Source organism: Streptomyces sp. NPDC038213, assembly GCF_055600495.1.
This window is the reverse complement of sequence record NZ_JBVJYM010000048.1, coordinates 1-17386: the sequence shown is the minus strand read 5'-3', so window position 1 is coordinate 17386 and position 17386 is coordinate 1. Positions and strand designations below refer to the sequence as shown.

The following is a 17386-nucleotide window of genomic DNA, read 5'->3' as shown; positions in this document are numbered from 1 at the left end:
CCGGTGCCGCGTGAGCGCAACACCCTGCTGGAGGGCGTACTCCACCAACTGGGCTGGTCGCAGGCCGCAACCGCCCGGCAACTGCAGCTCGTAGCCGCGGAATCCGGTGCAGACGACCTGAAGGCGGTGTCGGCCTCGCACATCAACCAGTGGGTCCGCGGATCGCGCCCGTCGCCGCCAGCGACCCGTATCTTGTGCGAGACGCTGTCACGCGGACTCAACAGCCGGGGGATCCACCGGATCATCACGGCCGCCGACATCGGGCTGACAGACCCCGGCGGACAGGCAGGTCCGGCTGCCCGGGACAGCGACCCGATCGTACGAATCGTCGACCTGGGGAGGACCGACTTGGACCCGGAGCGCCGCCGCACCCTGACGGGCGCCGCCTTCTCCCTTGCGGGGATGTTCCTGCCGTCCGACCGCTGGTGGCAGGACACGTCCTCCGCAGCCGGGCAGCGCAAGCCCGTCGCCAAGCGGCATGTAGGTCCGGACGACGTCGCCGCCGTACGCGAGATGACGCAGCTGCTCTCCCGCCGCGAACAGCGCCGAGGCGGCGCGGACGGACGATCCGCCCTCGTCGCCTACCTCCGCACCGACGTCACCGCCTACCTCAGCGGCCGCTTCCCCGACCACCACACGCGGCAGGCCATGTTCACCGCCGCCGGCGAACTCGCCTACCTGGCCGGCTGGACCAGCTTCGACGCTTCCGAACACGCCCTCGCCCAGCAGTGGCTCGCCGTAGCCCTGCGCCTGTCCGCCGAAGCCGACGACGCCCCCCTGGCCGGACACATCCTCCGCGCCCAGGCCCACCAGACCCTCGACCTCGGCCACCCCGCCCAAGCCCTCCGGCTCGCCGAGGCCTCCGTCAGCCACCGCCGCTACACCGACGCCAGCCCACGCGAACGCTCCCTCGTCGGCGTCGTCCACGCCCGCACCCTCGCAGCCGCCGGCCACAAACAGCAGGCCCTCACCACCCTCCTCCGGGCCGAGAACGACCTGCGCAACGCCACCCCGGGCGACGACGAGCCCACCCGCGTCTTCTTCTTCTCCGAGGCCTCCCTCGCCCACGAGACAGCCCGAACCCTGCACGCCCTCGGAGACCTCCGCGGAGCCGAGCACGAATTCCAGCGCAGCGTCCGCACCCGCAAGGCACAGCCCTTCGCCCGCACCCACGCGGTCACCCTCGGCCTCCTGGGCGCCGTACAGATACAACGCGGAGCCGTCGACGTCGCCTGCACCACCTGGAACCAAGCACTCCACGCGATGCAGGGAGTCCAGTCCGGCCGAGCCCTGGACACCGTCGTCCAGATGCGCCGCGCCCTGTCCCCCTACCGCGGACGCGGAGGAACGACCCTGGCCGCCCTGGACGACCGGGCCCGCACCATGATCAGCCGGGTACGCTGACCGCGCCAGCACACCACCGGTCCAAGCCGGAGCAGCACCCGGCCGATCCGGTAGCCCCAGGGGAGGAACGCGTGCACGACCCGATCACGATCGAGGCCATCGCCCACGTCGTCGGCGGCCACCAGACACCGGCCGACGACTACCAGGGCGGAGTCGAATCGATCATCCGCCTGCGCCCGGACCTCCCGCTGGACACCCTGCGCGGCATCGACGAGTTCTCCCACCTGATCGTGACCTGGCACTTCCACCTCGGCTCCGACGCCGACCTCCACCTCGGAGCCCGCAGCCCCCGCAACGACCCGACCTGGGAGCCCACCGGCACCTTCGTCCACCGGAACCACCGGCGCCCCAACCGCATGGCGACCTCCTTCCCCCGCCTGCTCAAAGTGGCCGGCAGGGACCTCCACGTCACCGACCTCGACGCCGTCGCCGGAACGCCGATCTACGACCTCGCCCCGTACTTCGAGGAGATGGGCCCCCGCGGCCCCGTCACCGCCCCGGCCTGGCCGGCGGCAATGCTGACGAACTACTGGGACCTCGCAGCCAACCGGCCCGAGTAGGGCCCCACGGGGGCGCAACCCGCAGCATGGCCATCCGCAGGCAGATTGCGCATCAGGTGTCCAGAGTGACAGGTGCCGAGCCGATGTCGTCGACGCGCCCGCGGTGGTGTTCCGCTCGCTGGGCACAGCGGGCCGACTGTGGAGAGGTCGGCTCTGAGCCTGTAGTGCTGCCCCGGAGGGAGGCAAACGCAGCCGTCAGGCGCAGCCAAACCCTGATCCGTGACCGACGGTGCTGCGGCGTGACACCGCCGGTCACGACGGTCGCTTGACAACAGCATCAGGAAGCCAGCTCGCCGGAACGCGATTCTGGGAGTGGAGTTGAATGCAACTGAATGAGATCGGGCATCTCTGTTGACAAACGCCCAGCTCAGCAAGTGTCGACCCCGCGCCTGCGGGGATGTTCCTTGGGACGGGGTGAACTTCTCCCCGCTGGTCCGGTCGACCCCGCGCCTGCGGGGATGTTCCGGAGGGTGGCGCCGCGGCCCGGATGGGCACGGCGTCGACCCCGCGCCTGCGGGGATGTTCCGCTGAAGGCTTGGGGCGAGGTCATCGCGCTTGCGTCGACCCCGCGCCTGCGGGGATGTTCCGGGCATCAAGCCCGCCTTCGACGCCATCAAGCGGTCGACCCCGCGCCTGCGGGGATGTTCCGGTTTTTCCCGCGCCGCCTTTGAGTACGACGCCGTCGCCCCCGCGCCTGCGGGGATGCTCCCTGGAGCATCCCCGCGGCCGGGGATCCCGTCGAGGCGGGATGGGGCCGACCCCGGGCCTGCGGGGATGCTCCGGCGGCGAAGGCCGCGGCCGTGTCCCGGAACATTTCAGACTCGCGTTCGTGGGGGGTCTCGTGTGGTCAAGGAGAGCTGTCACGGGTGGAATTCGGGTGTAAGGGTGAGTCGTGTCCAGGGTTGCGGTGTGGTGGGGCCAGCGAGGGGTGTCCATACGGCTCCGCCCGGTCCGGCTTGTTCGATGTCTTCGAGGACGGCTGCGCCGAGGGGGACCTGGGCTGCGAACTGTGCGACGAGGCGGTGTCCGGCGGCCATGTGCCGTAGGTCTTCGATGCGGCGGGTGAGGGAGGGCCTGGGCGCGCCGGTGAGGACAAACAGCACCCGGGGGTAGCGGGGGTAGAAGCGCTGCCATGCCAGCAGGGCGCCCTGCTCGGCGGCCGTGTTCCGGCGGCCGGCGGCCGGGTGGGGGGTGTAGTCGTGGAAGCGGGCGTAGGAGATCAGCTTCCGGGCGAGGCGTTCGCTGCTCATGGTGGCCCGGTCGATTTCCACGAAGGCCCGGTACTGGCGGCGTCGGGGCCCCGCGGTGCTGTAGTGGAGCACGGCGTCGGCGATGACCTGCTCCTCCCCGCCGGCGTCGGGCAGGCGGTGGGCGATCTCGGGCTGCCAGTCGAGCGGGCCGTACTCGTCGCCGCGTGCGCGGGCGTCGGTGAGGAACGCGATGTGGGCGCGGACGGCGGTGAGGGTGTGCGCGGCACGCATCGAGGCTGCCGCATCGGTCAGCACCACCGGGGCGCGGCCGCGGAGTTCTGGCCAGCCCTGCACTGTGTGGGCGCCGGCGGGGGTGAGGTAGTGGGCCTGCATCCCGCCGCTGCCCCCGAGGACGGTGTGAGCGATCAAGCCGTCGGCCCGCAGCGGTGCGAGGACTTTGTGCATCTTCGTGGCGGGCATCTGGGGCGCGAGCATCTGGTGGAGCTGGCGGGTGGTGACCAGCCGGTGCTGTGCGATGAGCCCAAGGGCCTGGTGGGTGCGGGTGTCGGCGGTCGGCGGGTGGAAAGGGGCGGTGGTCATGCGTACTGCTCCTCGGTGTCGGTGCCGGTGGTGGGCTGGTCAGGGAGGTTGGCGAGCAAGCTGCGGACCGTTTCGGTCTGGGCGAGCGCGAGGTCGGTGAGTTCGTCCAGCGGGCGGGCGCCGGCGTTGGTGTGGGCCGCTTTCCGTAGTGCGGCGGTTTCGCCGGGTCGGGCGAGGTGGCCGAACACTTCGTCGAGGGAGGGTCCGCGGACGAGGAGGGGTCCGGTGCGTTTCCCGTCGACGGTGAAGGAGGCGTAGTGCTGCCACCGGTCCAACTCGGCGGCGTCCGCGACGGAGACCTCACCGGACCACTCGCCGGTCACCGCGGCGATGGCTTCGGCGGAGCCGGCGGTGGTGGACAGGCAGGACGCGTTCTGCAGGAGCGCGGTCCGGGTGGGGGCGGAGAGGCGGTGGAGGAGCTGGGTCATGCCGTGGAGGCGGCAGCCGAACTTCCGCAGCTGCTCGGTGATCTCGGCGAGGACGGTGGAGGCGGCGCCGTCGAGGGAGATCAGCTCGTCGAGGTAGAACCGGAAGGGCCGCCGGGCGTGTTCGGGGGTGTCGCGGCGGGAGAGGCCTGCGCGCAGGAAGTCGTGGACGATCAGCGAGACCAGCAGCCGGTCGGTGGGCCCGGTCCCGGGCGGGCAGACCCACGCCACCAGTCCCTCGTCCATCGCGGCCCGGATGCTGTACCCGCTGACCGGGCAACCCAGGAACGCCCGCACCGTCGGGTTGGCGGCAAGCCGATCGAGCGGATTCAGGACCGTCAGCAGCCCCTCCCGGGGGAGGTCGGGGAAGCTTGCTTCCCACCACTGCAGAGCTTCGGGTTCCAGGGCTCGGAAGGCCAGGCGGCGGAAGCCGGGATCGGTGAGCAGCGGTCGGATCTGGAACAGCGTTGCCTGCGCCTTGGGGTTGCCGGCGGCGACCGCGGCGGTGTTGACGGCGACGAGGGCCTCGACGGACTTCGTCAGGACCGTCATAGCCCGTGGCGCGGTGGCGTCTGCCCATCCGAGGCTGGTGGCGATGGCGTCGGTGACGGCGGCGGTCGTCTCGTGGGGTCGGCGCTGGTGCGGGCCGCTCATGTCGAGGGGGTTCCAGCACCCCACCTGCGATTTCGTACCGCGGGTGGTGAGGTCGAACAGGCTGACCCGGGGCCGGATCGTGTCGTGGGCGAGGTAGGGGGCGACGTCGCCGAAGCTGTCCCCGTGCGGGTCGACGAACACGAGCCCGCGGCCGTTGTGGGCGCTCGCCAGCGCGTGGACCTGGGCGCGCATGGTCTTGCCCCAGCCAGCCTTCCCGGACTGCACCTCGAAAAGGGTCTCGTCCTCACGGGTGGCCAGGAGCCGTTCACGTCCGTCAGGCCCGCGGTGCCAGCCCTGCGGCAGAAGGTCCGCCCCATGGCTGTAGGTCGGCATCTCGGCTTCGGTCACCGGCATCTGCGCCGACCTGGTGGGCGGCTTCAACAAGCCGGCGAGCTCGTCGATCCGCGCCCACCCCCGCCGGGCCGGCCGCATCAACCCGCTCGCCCACCGCGTGTCGAACCCGCGCCGCCACGGCCCCCAGTCCGGCCCGATCCGCCACGGCCCCGTCGCCAGGCCCTGAGCCCCGATCCGGGACCCGCCCGCATACACGTCCATCGCCGCCTGAACCAAGGCCAGCAGCTGCTCGGCGCGTCCCTCCTCGTCGGAGGCGCAGCGCACGAGGATCTGCACGCGGACCAGGCCGGCGTTGCTTGCAAGGTTGCCGAGCACGGTGTCGCGGTTGACCAGCCGGGACCGCGGCGGCACCACCACCGGCGCCCGCCCGCCGCCCGGCCCGAGAGCGCCCCCGAGCAGGGAGGACAGGCTGGCAGCAGACTGCGCGTCGAGTGCCCGGGCTTCGCGGGCGGCCTCCCGCCGCGCCTCGACCCGTGCACGCTGAACTACCTGCGCCCGGTAGAGGGCGAGGTGCCACCTGGGGGCGGGGGAGAGGTCCACGCACACCTCCGCCAAGTCCCCGAATGCGGTCCGGACGCCAGCGACGGCGTCGATCAGCGGCTGCAGAGGGTCGGGCTCCAGCGGCACCGCGCGCAGACTGGAGCCGGGCTTCCCGTGGAGGGCGAGTACGGCCCGCACCGTGTGCTTGCGCTGTTTGTCCGCGACGGGCGGGACTTCGGCGACCTGCACGCGCCGCCCGTACGGGCTGCGGGCCAGCAGGGCGCGGGCTGCGGCGGGGGCTTCGAGGCGGTAGGCCAGCGGGCGGCTGCCGTCAGCCCGCATCCGCACCCGCACCGCGCGAGCCCGCCGTGGCGTCCACCACTTCCCGGACCCTGCCGCCCGGATCATCTGCATCCCCTGCCGCCAGACCTCCTCACCTCCCGGAGCGAACTGAGCTGACGGCACGACCTCCACATACGCCCGCTCAGCCAGCGCCCTTGAGGCCAGGAGCCTCTGCGCCCACTCCCACCCGCCCACGAGCACGGCACCGGCCAGGCACAGCCACCACAGCTGCGCCCCGATCCAGTCGACGAAGGCTCCTGCGTTGGTGAGGATGTCGACGGCCGGGCCGAGGCCGCCGTCGGCGGTGGTCGTGGTCAGGGGGTGGTTCGTTGCCATGTGCGCTCTCCGGTCTGGGTGTAGTGGAGGGTGGCGGGGCGGCCGTCAAGGAAGGTTCCGGCGGGGTCGGCTCCGGCCCACACCAGCCGCACCACCGCCCGCACACCGGTACCGGGGTCGGCGGAGTGGTGGAGGCGGGCGGTTGCGGCCTGGATCCGGACCCGGCCGTAGCGGACGGTCTCGGCCAGCCAGTCGCTGCGCGCTTGCCGCAGCAGTACGGCCTCCTCCTCCGGGGCGAGATCGCGCGGGGTGGCCTGGTCGAGAGCGCGCTGGATCAGCCGGTCGGCTTTCTCGCCGGCACCGGGGTGGGGCAGCTCCGAGGGCCCGCTGGCCGTACCCGCGGGTACCGGCGGGCGGGAGGCCGAGACATCGGTCCCCGGCGCTGACGCCGACGCCGGCGGGGGTGGGGGTGGAGCGGCGGCGTCGGCGGAGGCCGGACCCGCAACCGGGTTGGCCGAAGGCGCCAACGAGCTGGTGGCCGCGGCGACTGTGGGGGCGCCCCGGGCCTCCGCTCCCGCTGCCGGTTCGTTCTGGGGCTGGAGGCCCACGTGAAGCAGCAGTGCCCCGGCGCCGGTGAGGAGGAGCGAGACGGCGGCCAGCCGGCCTGCGCCCTGCCGCGGGTTCGGGTTCAAAGGGGCCTCGCTCCGCCTGCGTAGTCCGGTAGTGCGGTGACGGGGTCGATCCGTACGGGCTTTCCCGGCCGCGGGGCGTTGATCATCTTGCCGCCGCCGAGGTAGATCCCGACGTGGTGGATCGTGGAGTCCGCGGTGGGGTCGTAGCCGTAGAAGACCAGGTCGCCCGGCTGGAGGGCCTGGTAGCCGGCTGAGGCGGGGATCCGCCGGCCCGACCCGGCCTGGGCTGCCGCCGTGCGCGGCAGGGTGATCCCGGCTTTGGCGTACGCGTACTGGGTCAGCCCCGAGCAGTCGAAGCCGACGACCTGCCGTCCGTCCTGCCCGCCGGGGGAGCAGCAGATGCCGCGGCTCGGCCCGCCGGGCCCGCCGCCGCCCCACGAATACGGAACACCCAGGTGCTCAAGGGCCGCTGCGATGACCGTTCCGCCGTCCCCGGACGGGACAGTGGGTACGGTCTCCAGGGCGTCGTAGCGGTCGATGCCCGCCAGGACGTCCTCGACGTAGGCCTCGCTGTGGTTGTAGACGAAGATCGCCTTCCGCAACTGGTTCCGGTCGGTGAGGTCGCGTCCGCTGCCGCACAGGTAGACGGCTGCGGACGCGGCCGCGTCGTCGGCGTTGTGCGGGGAAACGATGTTGTCGCTGTTGCCGTCCTTCCCGTACGCGCGGAACGTCTCGGGGAGGAACTGGAACGGGCCGACGGCCCGTTCGTACTCGCGGTCGCCGTCCCACAGCCCGTCGTCGGTGTCCGGGAACGGCGTGGTGTTCCCACCAAACCCCGACCCGTCGAGCCGGGGGCCCGTGATCGGCGGGCTGATGTCCCCGCCCGCCGAGACCTCGCGTCCGGTGGCGTGGTTGGACTCGACCCGGGCGATGCCCGCGAGGACCTGCCAGCGCATCCCCCGGCAGGCCGGTACGTGCTGGGTGACCTGCTGGGCGCCGGTGAGGTACGCGGTGAGCATCCGCGCCGGGATCCCCGCGGCCGCCGGGTCCACCGGACCCCCGCCCGGACCGCCGGCCCGGCCGGCGGCTGCGGAGAGCAGCACCGGAGCCGTGCAGCACGTAGCCACCGCCAGCAGCAGCACGACCAGGCAGCCCAGCTTCCTCTTCCTCACGACGTCCCCCCGTCCGGGCCGCCCTGGGCCTCGCGGTGCCGTTCACGCATCGCCGCCAGCAGAAGGGCCCGCGCCGCAGCGTGCGCGGAATCGGCGGGATCCGCTGAGCCCGCCGGCGGCTGGATCGCCCGACGCGCAGGCCGACGTCCCTCCGTGGCCTCCGCTGGTGGCGGCGTAGGCGCCGATGTGCGTACGCCGACCCCGTTTCGGCTCGCCGCGCCCACCCGCCTGGTTCCCAGTACGCCTGCGGGATGGCCCTCATCGGGTCCGGAGCGGGTCCGGTCGTCGATCCTGCTGAGCGCCGTTCGCGGACCTGTGGCGCGTGTCCCGTCGGTGGGGGCGGTGTAGAGGGCTGCGGAGAGGGCGGTGGCTTGTGCGGTGTCGCGGGCGTACCGCCCGGTCGCGGCCGCGCCCCTGCCTGTTGCCCTCGCGGCCGCGGCCACGGGCGCGGTGACCGGTGTCCAGCCGTGGAGGTCTTCCCGTAGATGGTTGGTGGCGACGCGCAGCTGGGTGCGGGCATCGTCGGTGAACTCGCTGACGTGCGCCCGCCCGGTCCGTACGCTCCTAGGCAGTCCGATGGTGGATGCGTAGGCGGCCCGGCCGGCCCGGTGGGCGACGCGGTAGCCGCGCAGCCGCGACGCCCGCCGGTGGAACCGGGCGCCGAGCAGGAGACGGTCGGTCGCCGGGTCGTGGAGAACCTCACCCGTCCACCGGTCCACCGCCAACTCCCCTCCGTCCGCCCCGGCAGCCGGGCTCGTGCCGGTGCCGTGGAGGGCGGCGGCGAGGGCCCGGGCCGCGGGGTGCCGGTGCCCTCCGGGCTTGGGGCCGATCAGCGCTGCGTGCGCACCGCGCATCGCCAGGGCGACGGGCGCCAGCCCGAACCGTGCGACCCCCGCTGCGGCACGCGCCTCGTACATCGCGCGGCCGAGTGAGAGGGGTGTTCCGCGGCCGCGGAGTCCGAGTCCGCCGCTGTAGGCGCCGGCGGCGAGGGCGCCGCGGGGCGCGTGGGCGCCGCCGATCCCGGCGTACTGCATCCGCATCGCCACCCGCTGCCCCATCCCGGACGCGGCAGCCGTGATCCGCTTGTGGAGGGCCAGGAACGCGAGGGCGAGGGCGTCGAGGAGCAGGAGGCGTTCGCCAATGAGGTCGGGGCCGCTGCCGGACAGCAGGGCGTCGACGGCGATCCCGAACATCGGCAGGCCCATCGCGGCGGTGAAGGTGACCAGCACGGAGGCGACGAACACCCCCACCCACCGCCACAGCACCGCCCGGGAGGGCCCGGGGAGCATCGCCCACGCCCACACCACCGGCCCGGCGGCGGCCGCCGCCGCGTCGGCGCCCTGCGCACCGAGCATGATCACGGCCATCGACACGACCATGACGGAGACGACGAGGACGGCGATCAGCAGGGCCAGCGCGGCGCCGACCCGGTCCCACGACGGCGCCTTCGCATACGCCGCGGCAGCCTCACCCGCGGGTCCGGCCTTCTCCAACGCGGCGACCAGCTGCCCGAAGTCGTGGTCGGTGCTTTCGTATCCGTTCTCGCAGGCCTCCCGGGCCGGGCCCTTTGGCAGCAACGAGCACGGCTCGGTGTCGTGTGCCGGCTTCTCCTGGGCCTCGCTGCTCTTCACCCAGGCCAGGTGTGCGTCGTAGGCGGCCCGGTCCTTCGCCGGGTCGAGGATCCGCCCGTACTGCAGCAGCATGTACGGCTTCACGACCAGCGCATCGGTGAGCGCGTCCTGAACGGGCTTGGCGACGCTGGTCCCGGAGGCCTCGCAGGCGCTGTGCCAGGGCCCGTTGACTCCGTCGCAGGGCGCCTGCGGCCCCTCCGTGACGTCGTCGAAGTAGCTGCGGGTGGTGATCGATGCGACCTCGACGGCGGCCTGGTGGATCTGGTCGAGCGGCCCGTCGCGGCCCAGCAGGTAGTCGGGGCGTACGAACGCGCTCGCCGCCAGCCCGGCGATCAGAAGCGTGATGCCGATCTCGCCCAGCCCCGTGCCCACCCGCCCCCGCACGAACAGGACGAGGCCGAACACGAACGCCCACGCCAGCGTGAGCGCCTCGAGGCCGAGGGCGTCGACCACGTGGACCCGGTACGCGTCGGCCAGGTCCTGCGCCGGCCCGGACAGCAGAGTGATGAGGGGGAAGCGGAACACGAAGCCGATCAGCCAGCAGCCCAGGCCCACCAGCAGCCGGCCCAGTGTGAACAGCCCGGACATCGCCATCACCTGCACCTGGGACAGCCCGTTGAACTGGTTCCCGCTGACGGCGTGCAGCTGGTACCCCTCCAGCAGCGCCCCCTCCCGGGTGCGGAGGTTCAGCGGCGCCAGCAGCCCGCCACCATCGCCACCGCCGGGGCCGTCGGCGGCTGCCGCCACCGTGGTGTTCGTCACGAGGAACACCACGGTCAGCAGCAGCACGAACCCGGCGGCCCGGAGCGTCCCGAGGTCGAACCTGCCCGCCCCGGTCACCTGTGCGCGTATGGTCATCGGGCACCCCGTGCGCCCACCGCGGCCGGGTCAACCACGGCCTCCGGGTCACTCACGCCGACCGGTACGCCCTCGCTGGCGGCGCGGCCTTGACCCGGCGTGGTGAACAGGGCCTTCTGCAAGCGGGGTACGGGCGGGACGAGGACCTGGATGCGGCCGGCCTGCATGCGGGGGTCGCGCAGCAGCATCTCGCCCTCCCGGCCGGTGTGGCCGACAGGGGACAGGCCGGTGGTCACCAGCTGGATCAGGTCGGGGTCGGTGTCGTCGAGTCCGAGGAAGCGCAGCCCACGCGCTGCGCGGGCCTCGTCGGTCGTCCGGGCGAGAAAGCGGTAGGCGATGAGCCCGCGGTCCTTGCCGAGTTCCTCCTCGTCGTGGGCGCCGAGGATGACGCCTGCGCCGTGTTTGCGGCCGTCGTGGAGGATCTCGTGGACCAGGGCCAGGCCTTCGGCGGAGGAGGTCAGCCAGTAGCACTCGTCGAGGGCGATCAGGCAGAACCGCTCCGGCTCGGTGAACGCTGCCTGCCGGGCGAGAGCTGCGACCAGGTACAGCACCGCCCGCCCGATCAGCGCTTCCAGCGGCTGCTGCCGCAGCACCTCCGCGTTAGCGAACGCCTCCCGCGGCGGCAGCGTCAGCCCGGTGGTGGTCACCACCACCATGTCCGCACCCAGGTCCCCGTCCAGCGAGATCGCCGGCAGGTCCGGGTCGAAGACCATCGCAGCGAGCGGATTGGCCATGACGATGCCCAGCAGGTCGGCCATCGTCGCGGCCGTATCCGCCCGCCCCGACGCCTGCCCGCTCCCGCCGTCGGCGGCGAGTTCCCGCAGGACGCCCAGGACCTTGCCCATGGACGGCTCCGGCCCAGCAGCGACCTCCTCGACGGCACGGTGCAGCACCGCGCCGCCCGCGGTCATCGGACCGACACCGGTCTGCAGGGTCAGGTACGACAAGGCGTAGTGGGCGCCCACAGCGCCGCCGAACACCCGCAGCGGATCGATCGACAACTGCGCTCGCGCGGCGTCGATGACCTGGCAGCGGCTCCCCATGGACGCGTTGGCGAAGGAGGCCCACTCGCGCATGGGGGTGCGGTCGATGACGATGGCCCGGCCGCCGCGGTCGGCGACCGCCGCGGTGACCAGCTTCTCCAGCACCGACTTCCCCGCGCCCAGGTCACCGATGACGGCACTCGACGCGGACGCGTTGACCTGCGGCGCATCCGCCGGATTCAGCAGCACCGGCCGGAAGGTGCCGCAGTCCAGATCCCGGCCGATCATGATCCCCGAGGGGTCCCCGACCCGGGACAGGCTCAGGGCGCCGGCCGCCGCCCAGTCCTCGGACAGCTGGTGCTGCGTGAACTGGTTGAGCTTCTGCGCCCGCGCGGTGCCGGGCAGGCCCAGGGCGAAGAGGTCCTCCTGCATCCCGACCGGGCGCACCGCCCGGTAGTCCCCACCCGCCAGGGCGGCCGCGAGTTCCCGGGCGCGGCCGTCGCAGGTCGCCGCGTCCGGGCCCCACACGGTCAGGACCGTCACCGACTGGACCTCGACCTCCACCGACGTCCGCGACATCCGGGCGTCCTGCTCCGCCAGATCCCCCGCCGCGTCCTGCAGGGAGTGCGGCATCCCGGTCGGCTGGGCGCCGTACTGCTCGGCCTGGTCCAACAGCTCGCGCTTCTTGCGCTGCACCTGCGCCCGCGCCTTCTGCGCCGCCACCACCTGCATGTCCACGGTGACGTCCACCGGAAACGGCAGGCCTTCCAGCTGCGCCAGGACGTCCGCACTGTCGACGGCGACGGCCGGGGGGAGTTCGGCGAGGACCAGGTGGGCCTGGTAGCCGGTGCCGGTCTCGGACTCGACCTGCAGCCACAGCCGTCCCAGCGGCGAAGCCTGCGAAGCCGACCGCCACCACGAACGTACGGACGAACGCCCGGACGTACTCCGGCTCGCCTGTGCGTCGCCGGTACGGTCCTGGCCGCCTTCGGAGAGGCGGATCTGCCCGAGGTCGACGTACGACGGCGAGGCCAGCCGCCCCTCGCGCACCTGCGCGCCGTACATGGGGCTGAGGGTGGCGTCGCACAGCAGCGGCTCCTGCTGGCCGCGGTGCACGGCGTGCTGCACCATCCACACCACCTCAGCGGGCGACGCGGGCCGGAGCTTCAGCCCGCCGCCGAGCGAGCTGTGCACACGCTCGGCTTCCGTACGGGCCGCCCGCACCTCCGCCTCGGTCACGGGGGCGGGAGCCAGGCCGAGCGCGGCCGACACCTCGCCGAACACAGCCTCGAACGACGCCGCCAGCGAGCTGCCGGTCTTCCCCGCAAGGGGGACGGTCAGCCACAGGGTCCGCTCGTGCATCTCCGCGTCGGCGATCATGTCGACCGCGGCCGCGCAGGTCTGGGCCCATGCGGGGCGGTGCTGCCAGGCGACGCCTTCGACCATCTGCTCGGCGACGTCCCCCGGATCGGTACGCGCCGCCAGGACGGAAAGCCGCGGCCGCATCCCCGGCATCGACCGCACCAGCGACGCCACCCGCTGCACCAGCTCCGACCGCACCCTCTCCGGGAGGTAACCGCCGGTCAGCGGCTCCACCCGCCACACCGCGTACGGGCCGCCCGAGGCGGGCCACATGAGGTTCCCGGCGACGTGCCGGAACGGCGTGCGCATCATCGGCCGGACCCCGCTCCGGCAAGCAGCCGGTCCAGGCCCGACCCGGCCGCCCGTACACCCGCCGCCTTCAGCAGGGGAGCCACAGCACCGGCTCCACCAACTGCAGCCACCGGGACCGTGGTCGGCGCCGCTTCGATGACGAACTGCCCGCCAAGGTAGGACGGCCGCCGGTCGCGTGCAGGGCGGTCGCCGATGCGGCCCGCCGGGTGCCGGGTCAACACAGACACGGCGCCGAGGGCGGCGGTGAACGGGTTCTGCCCGGCGAACTGCGCGTGCCGCACCGCCCACACCGACACCAGCCACACCACCACCGGCACCGGACCGGCCCACGACCACCAGCTGAACGTACGGATCAGCAGGAACGCCCCGCCCCCCAGCACCACCAGCTGCGCCGGGGTGTACGGGCCGAAGGGCATCGTCCAGTCGCCCAGCTTCCCCAGCACCCACGGATGCCGCCGCGCCCTCGTATACACCCGGACGACCCCGGGCCGCGCCGCCGCGGTCACAGCACACCGCCCGCGCGAGCGCCCCGGGCCGGCTCGACCACGACGACGGTCTTCTGCCCGCTGCTGCCAGCAGGGTTCTTGATCTCGTCGGTCACCATCCCCGACAGCGAGTCCCGCGCGTCGTAGATCCCCAGCGCCACCACCATCGCCAGCAGCACCCCGAGGGCAGCCTTCATCGACAGCTGCCGCGCGATCGTCACGACCACGACCACCAGCAGGATCGCCACCAGAGCCGCCTTGCCCCAGCCGGTCAGCATCGCGAAGAACGAATCGCCAAACTCGTCCAGCTGCCCCGCCAGCACCACCGTCCCCGAACCCACGCTCACCGGGCACCCCCGGCGCCCGCCGCCGACCCGGACCCCGACACCGACGACCCCGGCGGCGCCCCGCCCGCAGGCGCGGCCGCGTCGAGCCCGGAGACCTCCCAGCGCCCGGCCCGCGCGGTCACCTCCAGCCGGTACGACAGCGGCCACCGCACCCCCGCCGCATCCTCACCCACCACCCGCACACGCACCCGCGCCCGCGCACCATCACCCGGCACGCCCTGCCCGGCGGCGGCCTCGCTGTCCGCGGCTACATCACCGACCTCGACCCGCACGTAAGGGGTGCCGGTGGGGACCGGCAGGTGGAGCCCAGGGGAGAGGTAACGCTCCACCCCCGCGCCCTGACCGCCGCCGAGGTAGGCCTGCAGGAACTCGCCGAGCGCCGCCGCGAGCGGACCGTTCGACGCAACCGGGCTCGCGAACACGTCCCCGGACCCGGGCTCCGGCTCCGGTGCGGTGGCGGGGGCGGCGACCTCGCCGGGAGTCCCGGTGATCCGTACCGGGCCGCCGTGGCGGCCGCCGGTCCCTGCGACCGCGAAGTACCGCACCACCGGCCCCGCCGCCAGTCCCGCAGTCGGCTCGCCGTGGGAGCCGGGCTGCTCGGTGATGGCGGCGACCACCACCGTCCACCCGTCCGTGGTGAACGACGTCTCCACCGCCATGACCCGGACCGCCCCGGCGACGGGCGCGGCGGACTTGTCCGTACGGGCCGCGCCGGGACGGTCGGGGAGGTCGGTGTCGGGGGCCATCACCCGGACCGCGGCCGAGGCGGGGCTGTCGGGCTGGTCGGCGTCAGCGCGCAGCCACAGGTCGACGAACACCTCGGCGGCCCCGGCCGGATCGGCCGGCGGACGGACGGTGTGCTCGGCCCGGGCGGTGGGCGCGGCCTGTACGACGGTCGTACGGGGCGCCGCCAGGGCGACGGCCAGGGCGAGCGGCCCGGCGGCCAGGACGGCCCAGACGCGGACGCGCCGGAGCCGCGTCCCGGAGGGGACGGGACGGGTGACCGGGACGGTTTCGGGGCGCTTGCGGCGCAGCCCGGTCGTCTTGACCGGGGGTCGCCGTCGGCGGGACGGGGTGGGATCGGGTGCCATGTGGGAGCGCCTTTCGTGGAGGGGTTGTTGCTGCACCCCACGAAACGGCGGCTACCTCACCGAACTTCTCACCACGGGCACCCCTGCGCGGTTACGGAAGCAGAACAACCCCGCCGTACATGTCACCGGTGACTTACCGACGTTACCGGCAACCTCCCCACCGCAGGTCAGAGCACTGCGCGGTCGGAACTCACCGGCTCGCCGGGCCCTGACCGGTGACTTCCTGCGGAACCTCACCAGCCCGCAGGAGGAACTCGCCGATGCCCTTCTCTGCCAGTCACCGGCCGCCGGTGCGGTCTGGTGACACTGGCCTTCGTCACGCGGCTGTGCTGTCCGCCCACCGGGCTCGTGATTCCGGTTCTGGGAGCGGTCCGTCCCGCGGAGCTGTTCGTGGGAACCCGTGCTCCCGCGAGACGGGGGGCCGTGGTTGACCGGGGGCCGATGCATCAGCACCCACGCCTGAGCCGTTCATGACAGTCTGGCCTGCATGCTGTTGTTGGCGGTTCAGAGTGGGGCGTCCGCGGACTGGTTCTTGTTGGTCTGGGGGACGTTGGCCGTCGTGCTGGGAGGGGTGTTCTCATCGCGGCGTGGGTCTGGCTGGCTGCGTGCATATGCGGTGGAGGGTCTTGAGCGGAGCACGCGGCAGCGGAGTCAGTGGCGGTCGGTGCCGTCGCAGCGCTTCCTGCGGATTGTCGGTGCGGTCTTCGTGGTTGGCGGCCTTGCCGCTGTGCCGGTCTCGCTGGTGGTCATGTTCCGTGGCTGACGCTTGATTCACTCGCGCTGACCATGATCGAGTAGTGCCGCAGCCTAAGAGCTGTCCCGTAAATGATCTCCGGTTCGCCTCGGGCAGGGCTGGCCGCCGTACGGCCCGCTGTCCTATCCGGCGAGGGTGAGGTTGTGCATGCGGGCGATGCCGAGCATGGCGTGGTGGACGCCGTCGCCTTTGAGGCGGCAGTCGCGGAGGATCTTCCAGGCTTTCATGCGGGCGAAGACGTGCTCGACGCGGGCCCGGACTTGCTTGTGGGACTTGTTGTGCTCCTCCTTCCAGTCCGGGAGTTCGCTCTGGCCGCGCTGCCGACGGTGCGGGATGACGAGTCCGGTGCCCGGGTATCCGCCGTCGGCGATCGTGAGGGTCTTGCCGACGGCGGCCTTGGCGCCGGACTCCTCCCACGCCTTGCAGTCGTTGCGGTTCCCGGCGAGCGGTCGGCCGACCACGACGACCAGGAGGGTGTCGGCGTCGATGACGACCTGGTGGTTGGTGGAGACCTGTAGTTCTTCGACCGCTCGGCGATGGCGTGATCCCGGGTGGGGACCAGGTGCCGTCCACGATGAGCACGGTGTCCTTGGCGAACCGCTTGCGAGGCTGGAGGGCGACCATCGGCCCGAGGTGATCGATGATCCGGTCCGCCGCCGACTTCGACACCCCAAACAGCGGGGCGAGCTGCCGCATGGTCAGGTTCGTTCGCCAGTACGCCGCGACCAGCAGTGCCCGGTCCTCCAGCGGAAGACTCCACGGCCGGCCCTTGCGGACCGCGTCCGCGCCCTCGCGCCGCAGCACCGCCACCAGCTTCCCGAACTGCCGCGGGCTGAGTCCGGTGAACGGGGCTATCCAGACACCTCAGGCGTGTAAGAAGTCAAGTTCGCAGCGCTGAGTCCGTGTGTAGCCTGTCGATCTGTTCGAACGGATGAGGGGAGCTGAGGGTGGACGCGGAACGGCGGCGCGTGGGCATCCAGCTCCCTGAGGGGTCCTGGTGGGACTGGGATGTCATCGCTTGGGACGCTGCTGAGCTGCGGCTGGCGGCCGGGCATGATCTCACCTACTACCACGGCTTGGAGCTGGTCTTCGGCGATCCGACTCTTGTCAGCTGCCCGGCGAAGTTTCTGGATCCGGTGTTCCGCGCGCCGACGAGCGAGGAGCTCGCGAGAGTCACCCGCCAGATCGGTGAAGAACCGCCTGTCCTTGTCGCCTTCGAGGCGGACGCGGGCGGGCTGGAGCCAGTCTCGTGTCTCATCGCGGCGGAACGAACCGAGGTCGTGCAGGAGACCGTTCTGAGGTACTGGCGCGACGACGTAGCCCCTGGTCAGCGCTTCGCTCCGTGGGTGCGGCCGCCGACGCCGCAGGCGGGCTAGGCGCAATGTTGGTGACTTAAGTTCTGTCCTGCCGAGTGATGGTGACGGTGTCAGGTGCGGGTGGTGTCCCGTTGCGATGCTCGGCTCGTTTGAGCGGC

At 72.6% G+C, this 17386-nt stretch carries 13 protein-coding genes, 1 pseudogene and 1 CRISPR repeat array; of the genes and pseudogenes, 3 read left to right on the top strand and 11 right to left on the bottom strand.

What is annotated here, in order from left to right; all coding sequences use genetic code 11:
* The first annotated feature begins 3 nt into the window (after positions 1-3).
* On the top strand, positions 4-1404 hold the full coding sequence (locus ACZ7JZ_RS34685) for a Tat pathway signal protein (protein ID WP_470946794.1): 1401 nt from the start codon (positions 4-6) through the stop codon (positions 1402-1404).
* Between the two features lie 71 nt (positions 1405-1475).
* Positions 1476-1964 (top strand): TrmO family methyltransferase domain-containing protein, encoded by a 489-nt coding sequence (locus ACZ7JZ_RS34680; RefSeq protein WP_470946791.1) that lies wholly within the window; start codon positions 1476-1478, stop codon positions 1962-1964.
* 376 nt (positions 1965-2340) lie between these two features.
* Positions 2341-2745: direct repeats of the CRISPR family, unit length 28 nt; unit sequence GTCGACCCCGCGCCTGCGGGGATGTTCC.
* Positions 2746-2824: 79 nt separating this feature from the next.
* Here the strand turns inward: ACZ7JZ_RS34680 and ACZ7JZ_RS34675 are convergent.
* The 11 genes and pseudogenes from ACZ7JZ_RS34675 to ACZ7JZ_RS34625 form a co-directional block, all read right to left on the bottom strand.
* Positions 2825-3754: a replication-relaxation family protein gene (locus ACZ7JZ_RS34675; RefSeq protein WP_470946789.1), complete on the bottom strand. Its 930-nt coding sequence runs from the start codon at positions 3752-3754 to the stop codon at positions 2825-2827.
* Complete coding sequence (locus ACZ7JZ_RS34670; RefSeq protein ID WP_470946787.1) at positions 3751-6345, bottom strand: ATP/GTP-binding protein; 2595 nt, start codon at positions 6343-6345, stop codon at positions 3751-3753. The genes ACZ7JZ_RS34675 and ACZ7JZ_RS34670 overlap by 4 nt, the downstream gene beginning before the upstream one ends.
* A complete protein-coding gene (locus ACZ7JZ_RS34665; protein WP_470946784.1) occupies positions 6324-6977 on the bottom strand; it encodes a hypothetical protein in 654 nt (217 codons plus the stop codon). Before ACZ7JZ_RS34665 ends, ACZ7JZ_RS34670 begins: the two co-directional genes overlap by 22 nt.
* Positions 6974-8089, bottom strand: a complete 1116-nt coding sequence (locus ACZ7JZ_RS34660; protein ID WP_470946781.1) for a C40 family peptidase — start codon at positions 8087-8089, stop codon at positions 6974-6976. The genes ACZ7JZ_RS34665 and ACZ7JZ_RS34660 overlap by 4 nt, the downstream gene beginning before the upstream one ends.
* Positions 8086-10578 carry a hypothetical protein gene (locus tag ACZ7JZ_RS34655; protein WP_470946779.1) on the bottom strand — a complete coding sequence of 831 codons (2493 nt, stop codon included), beginning with the start codon at positions 10576-10578 and terminating at the stop codon, positions 8086-8088. Before ACZ7JZ_RS34655 ends, ACZ7JZ_RS34660 begins: the two co-directional genes overlap by 4 nt.
* Positions 10575-13235, bottom strand: coding sequence for an ATP-binding protein (locus tag ACZ7JZ_RS34650; protein ID WP_470946776.1), 2661 nt, complete (start codon positions 13233-13235; stop codon positions 10575-10577). Before ACZ7JZ_RS34650 ends, ACZ7JZ_RS34655 begins: the two co-directional genes overlap by 4 nt.
* Entirely contained in the window at positions 13232-13678 is a 447-nt protein-coding gene (locus ACZ7JZ_RS34645) for a hypothetical protein (protein ID WP_470946773.1), read from the bottom strand. Before ACZ7JZ_RS34645 ends, ACZ7JZ_RS34650 begins: the two co-directional genes overlap by 4 nt.
* 59 nt (positions 13679-13737) lie before the next feature.
* On the bottom strand, positions 13738-14067 hold the full coding sequence (locus ACZ7JZ_RS34640) for a hypothetical protein (RefSeq protein WP_470946770.1): 330 nt from the start codon (positions 14065-14067) through the stop codon (positions 13738-13740).
* Positions 14064-15158, bottom strand: coding sequence for a conjugal transfer protein (locus tag ACZ7JZ_RS34635; protein WP_470946768.1), 1095 nt, complete (start codon positions 15156-15158; stop codon positions 14064-14066). The genes ACZ7JZ_RS34640 and ACZ7JZ_RS34635 overlap by 4 nt, the downstream gene beginning before the upstream one ends.
* Positions 15159-16034: 876 nt before the next feature.
* The gene (locus ACZ7JZ_RS34630; protein ID WP_470946765.1) at positions 16035-16586 is read right to left on the bottom strand and encodes a transposase; all 552 of its coding nucleotides are present in this window, start codon (positions 16584-16586) and stop codon (positions 16035-16037) included.
* Between the two features lies 1 nt (position 16587).
* Positions 16588-16716 (bottom strand): annotated as a pseudogene (locus tag ACZ7JZ_RS34625) (transposase family protein); the annotation flags it as partial.
* Positions 16717-16880: 164 nt separating this feature from the next.
* Here ACZ7JZ_RS34625 and ACZ7JZ_RS34620 point away from each other — a divergent pair.
* The gene (locus ACZ7JZ_RS34620) at positions 16881-17288 is read left to right on the top strand and encodes a hypothetical protein (RefSeq protein WP_470946763.1); all 408 of its coding nucleotides are present in this window, start codon (positions 16881-16883) and stop codon (positions 17286-17288) included.
* Positions 17289-17386 lie beyond the last annotated feature (98 nt).

Coding starts and splice junctions, on each gene's coding strand:
- ACZ7JZ_RS34675 (WP_470946789.1), bottom strand. CDS start 3,754: ATGACCACCGCCCCTTTCCACCCGCCGACCGCCGACACCCGCACCCAC.
- ACZ7JZ_RS34670 (WP_470946787.1), bottom strand. CDS start 6,345: ATGGCAACGAACCACCCCCTGACCACGACCACCGCCGACGGCGGCCTC.
- ACZ7JZ_RS34655 (WP_470946779.1), bottom strand. CDS start 10,578: ATGACCATACGCGCACAGGTGACCGGGGCGGGCAGGTTCGACCTCGGG.
- ACZ7JZ_RS34650 (WP_470946776.1), bottom strand. CDS start 13,235: ATGATGCGCACGCCGTTCCGGCACGTCGCCGGGAACCTCATGTGGCCC.
- ACZ7JZ_RS34635 (WP_470946768.1), bottom strand. CDS start 15,158: ATGGCACCCGATCCCACCCCGTCCCGCCGACGGCGACCCCCGGTCAAG.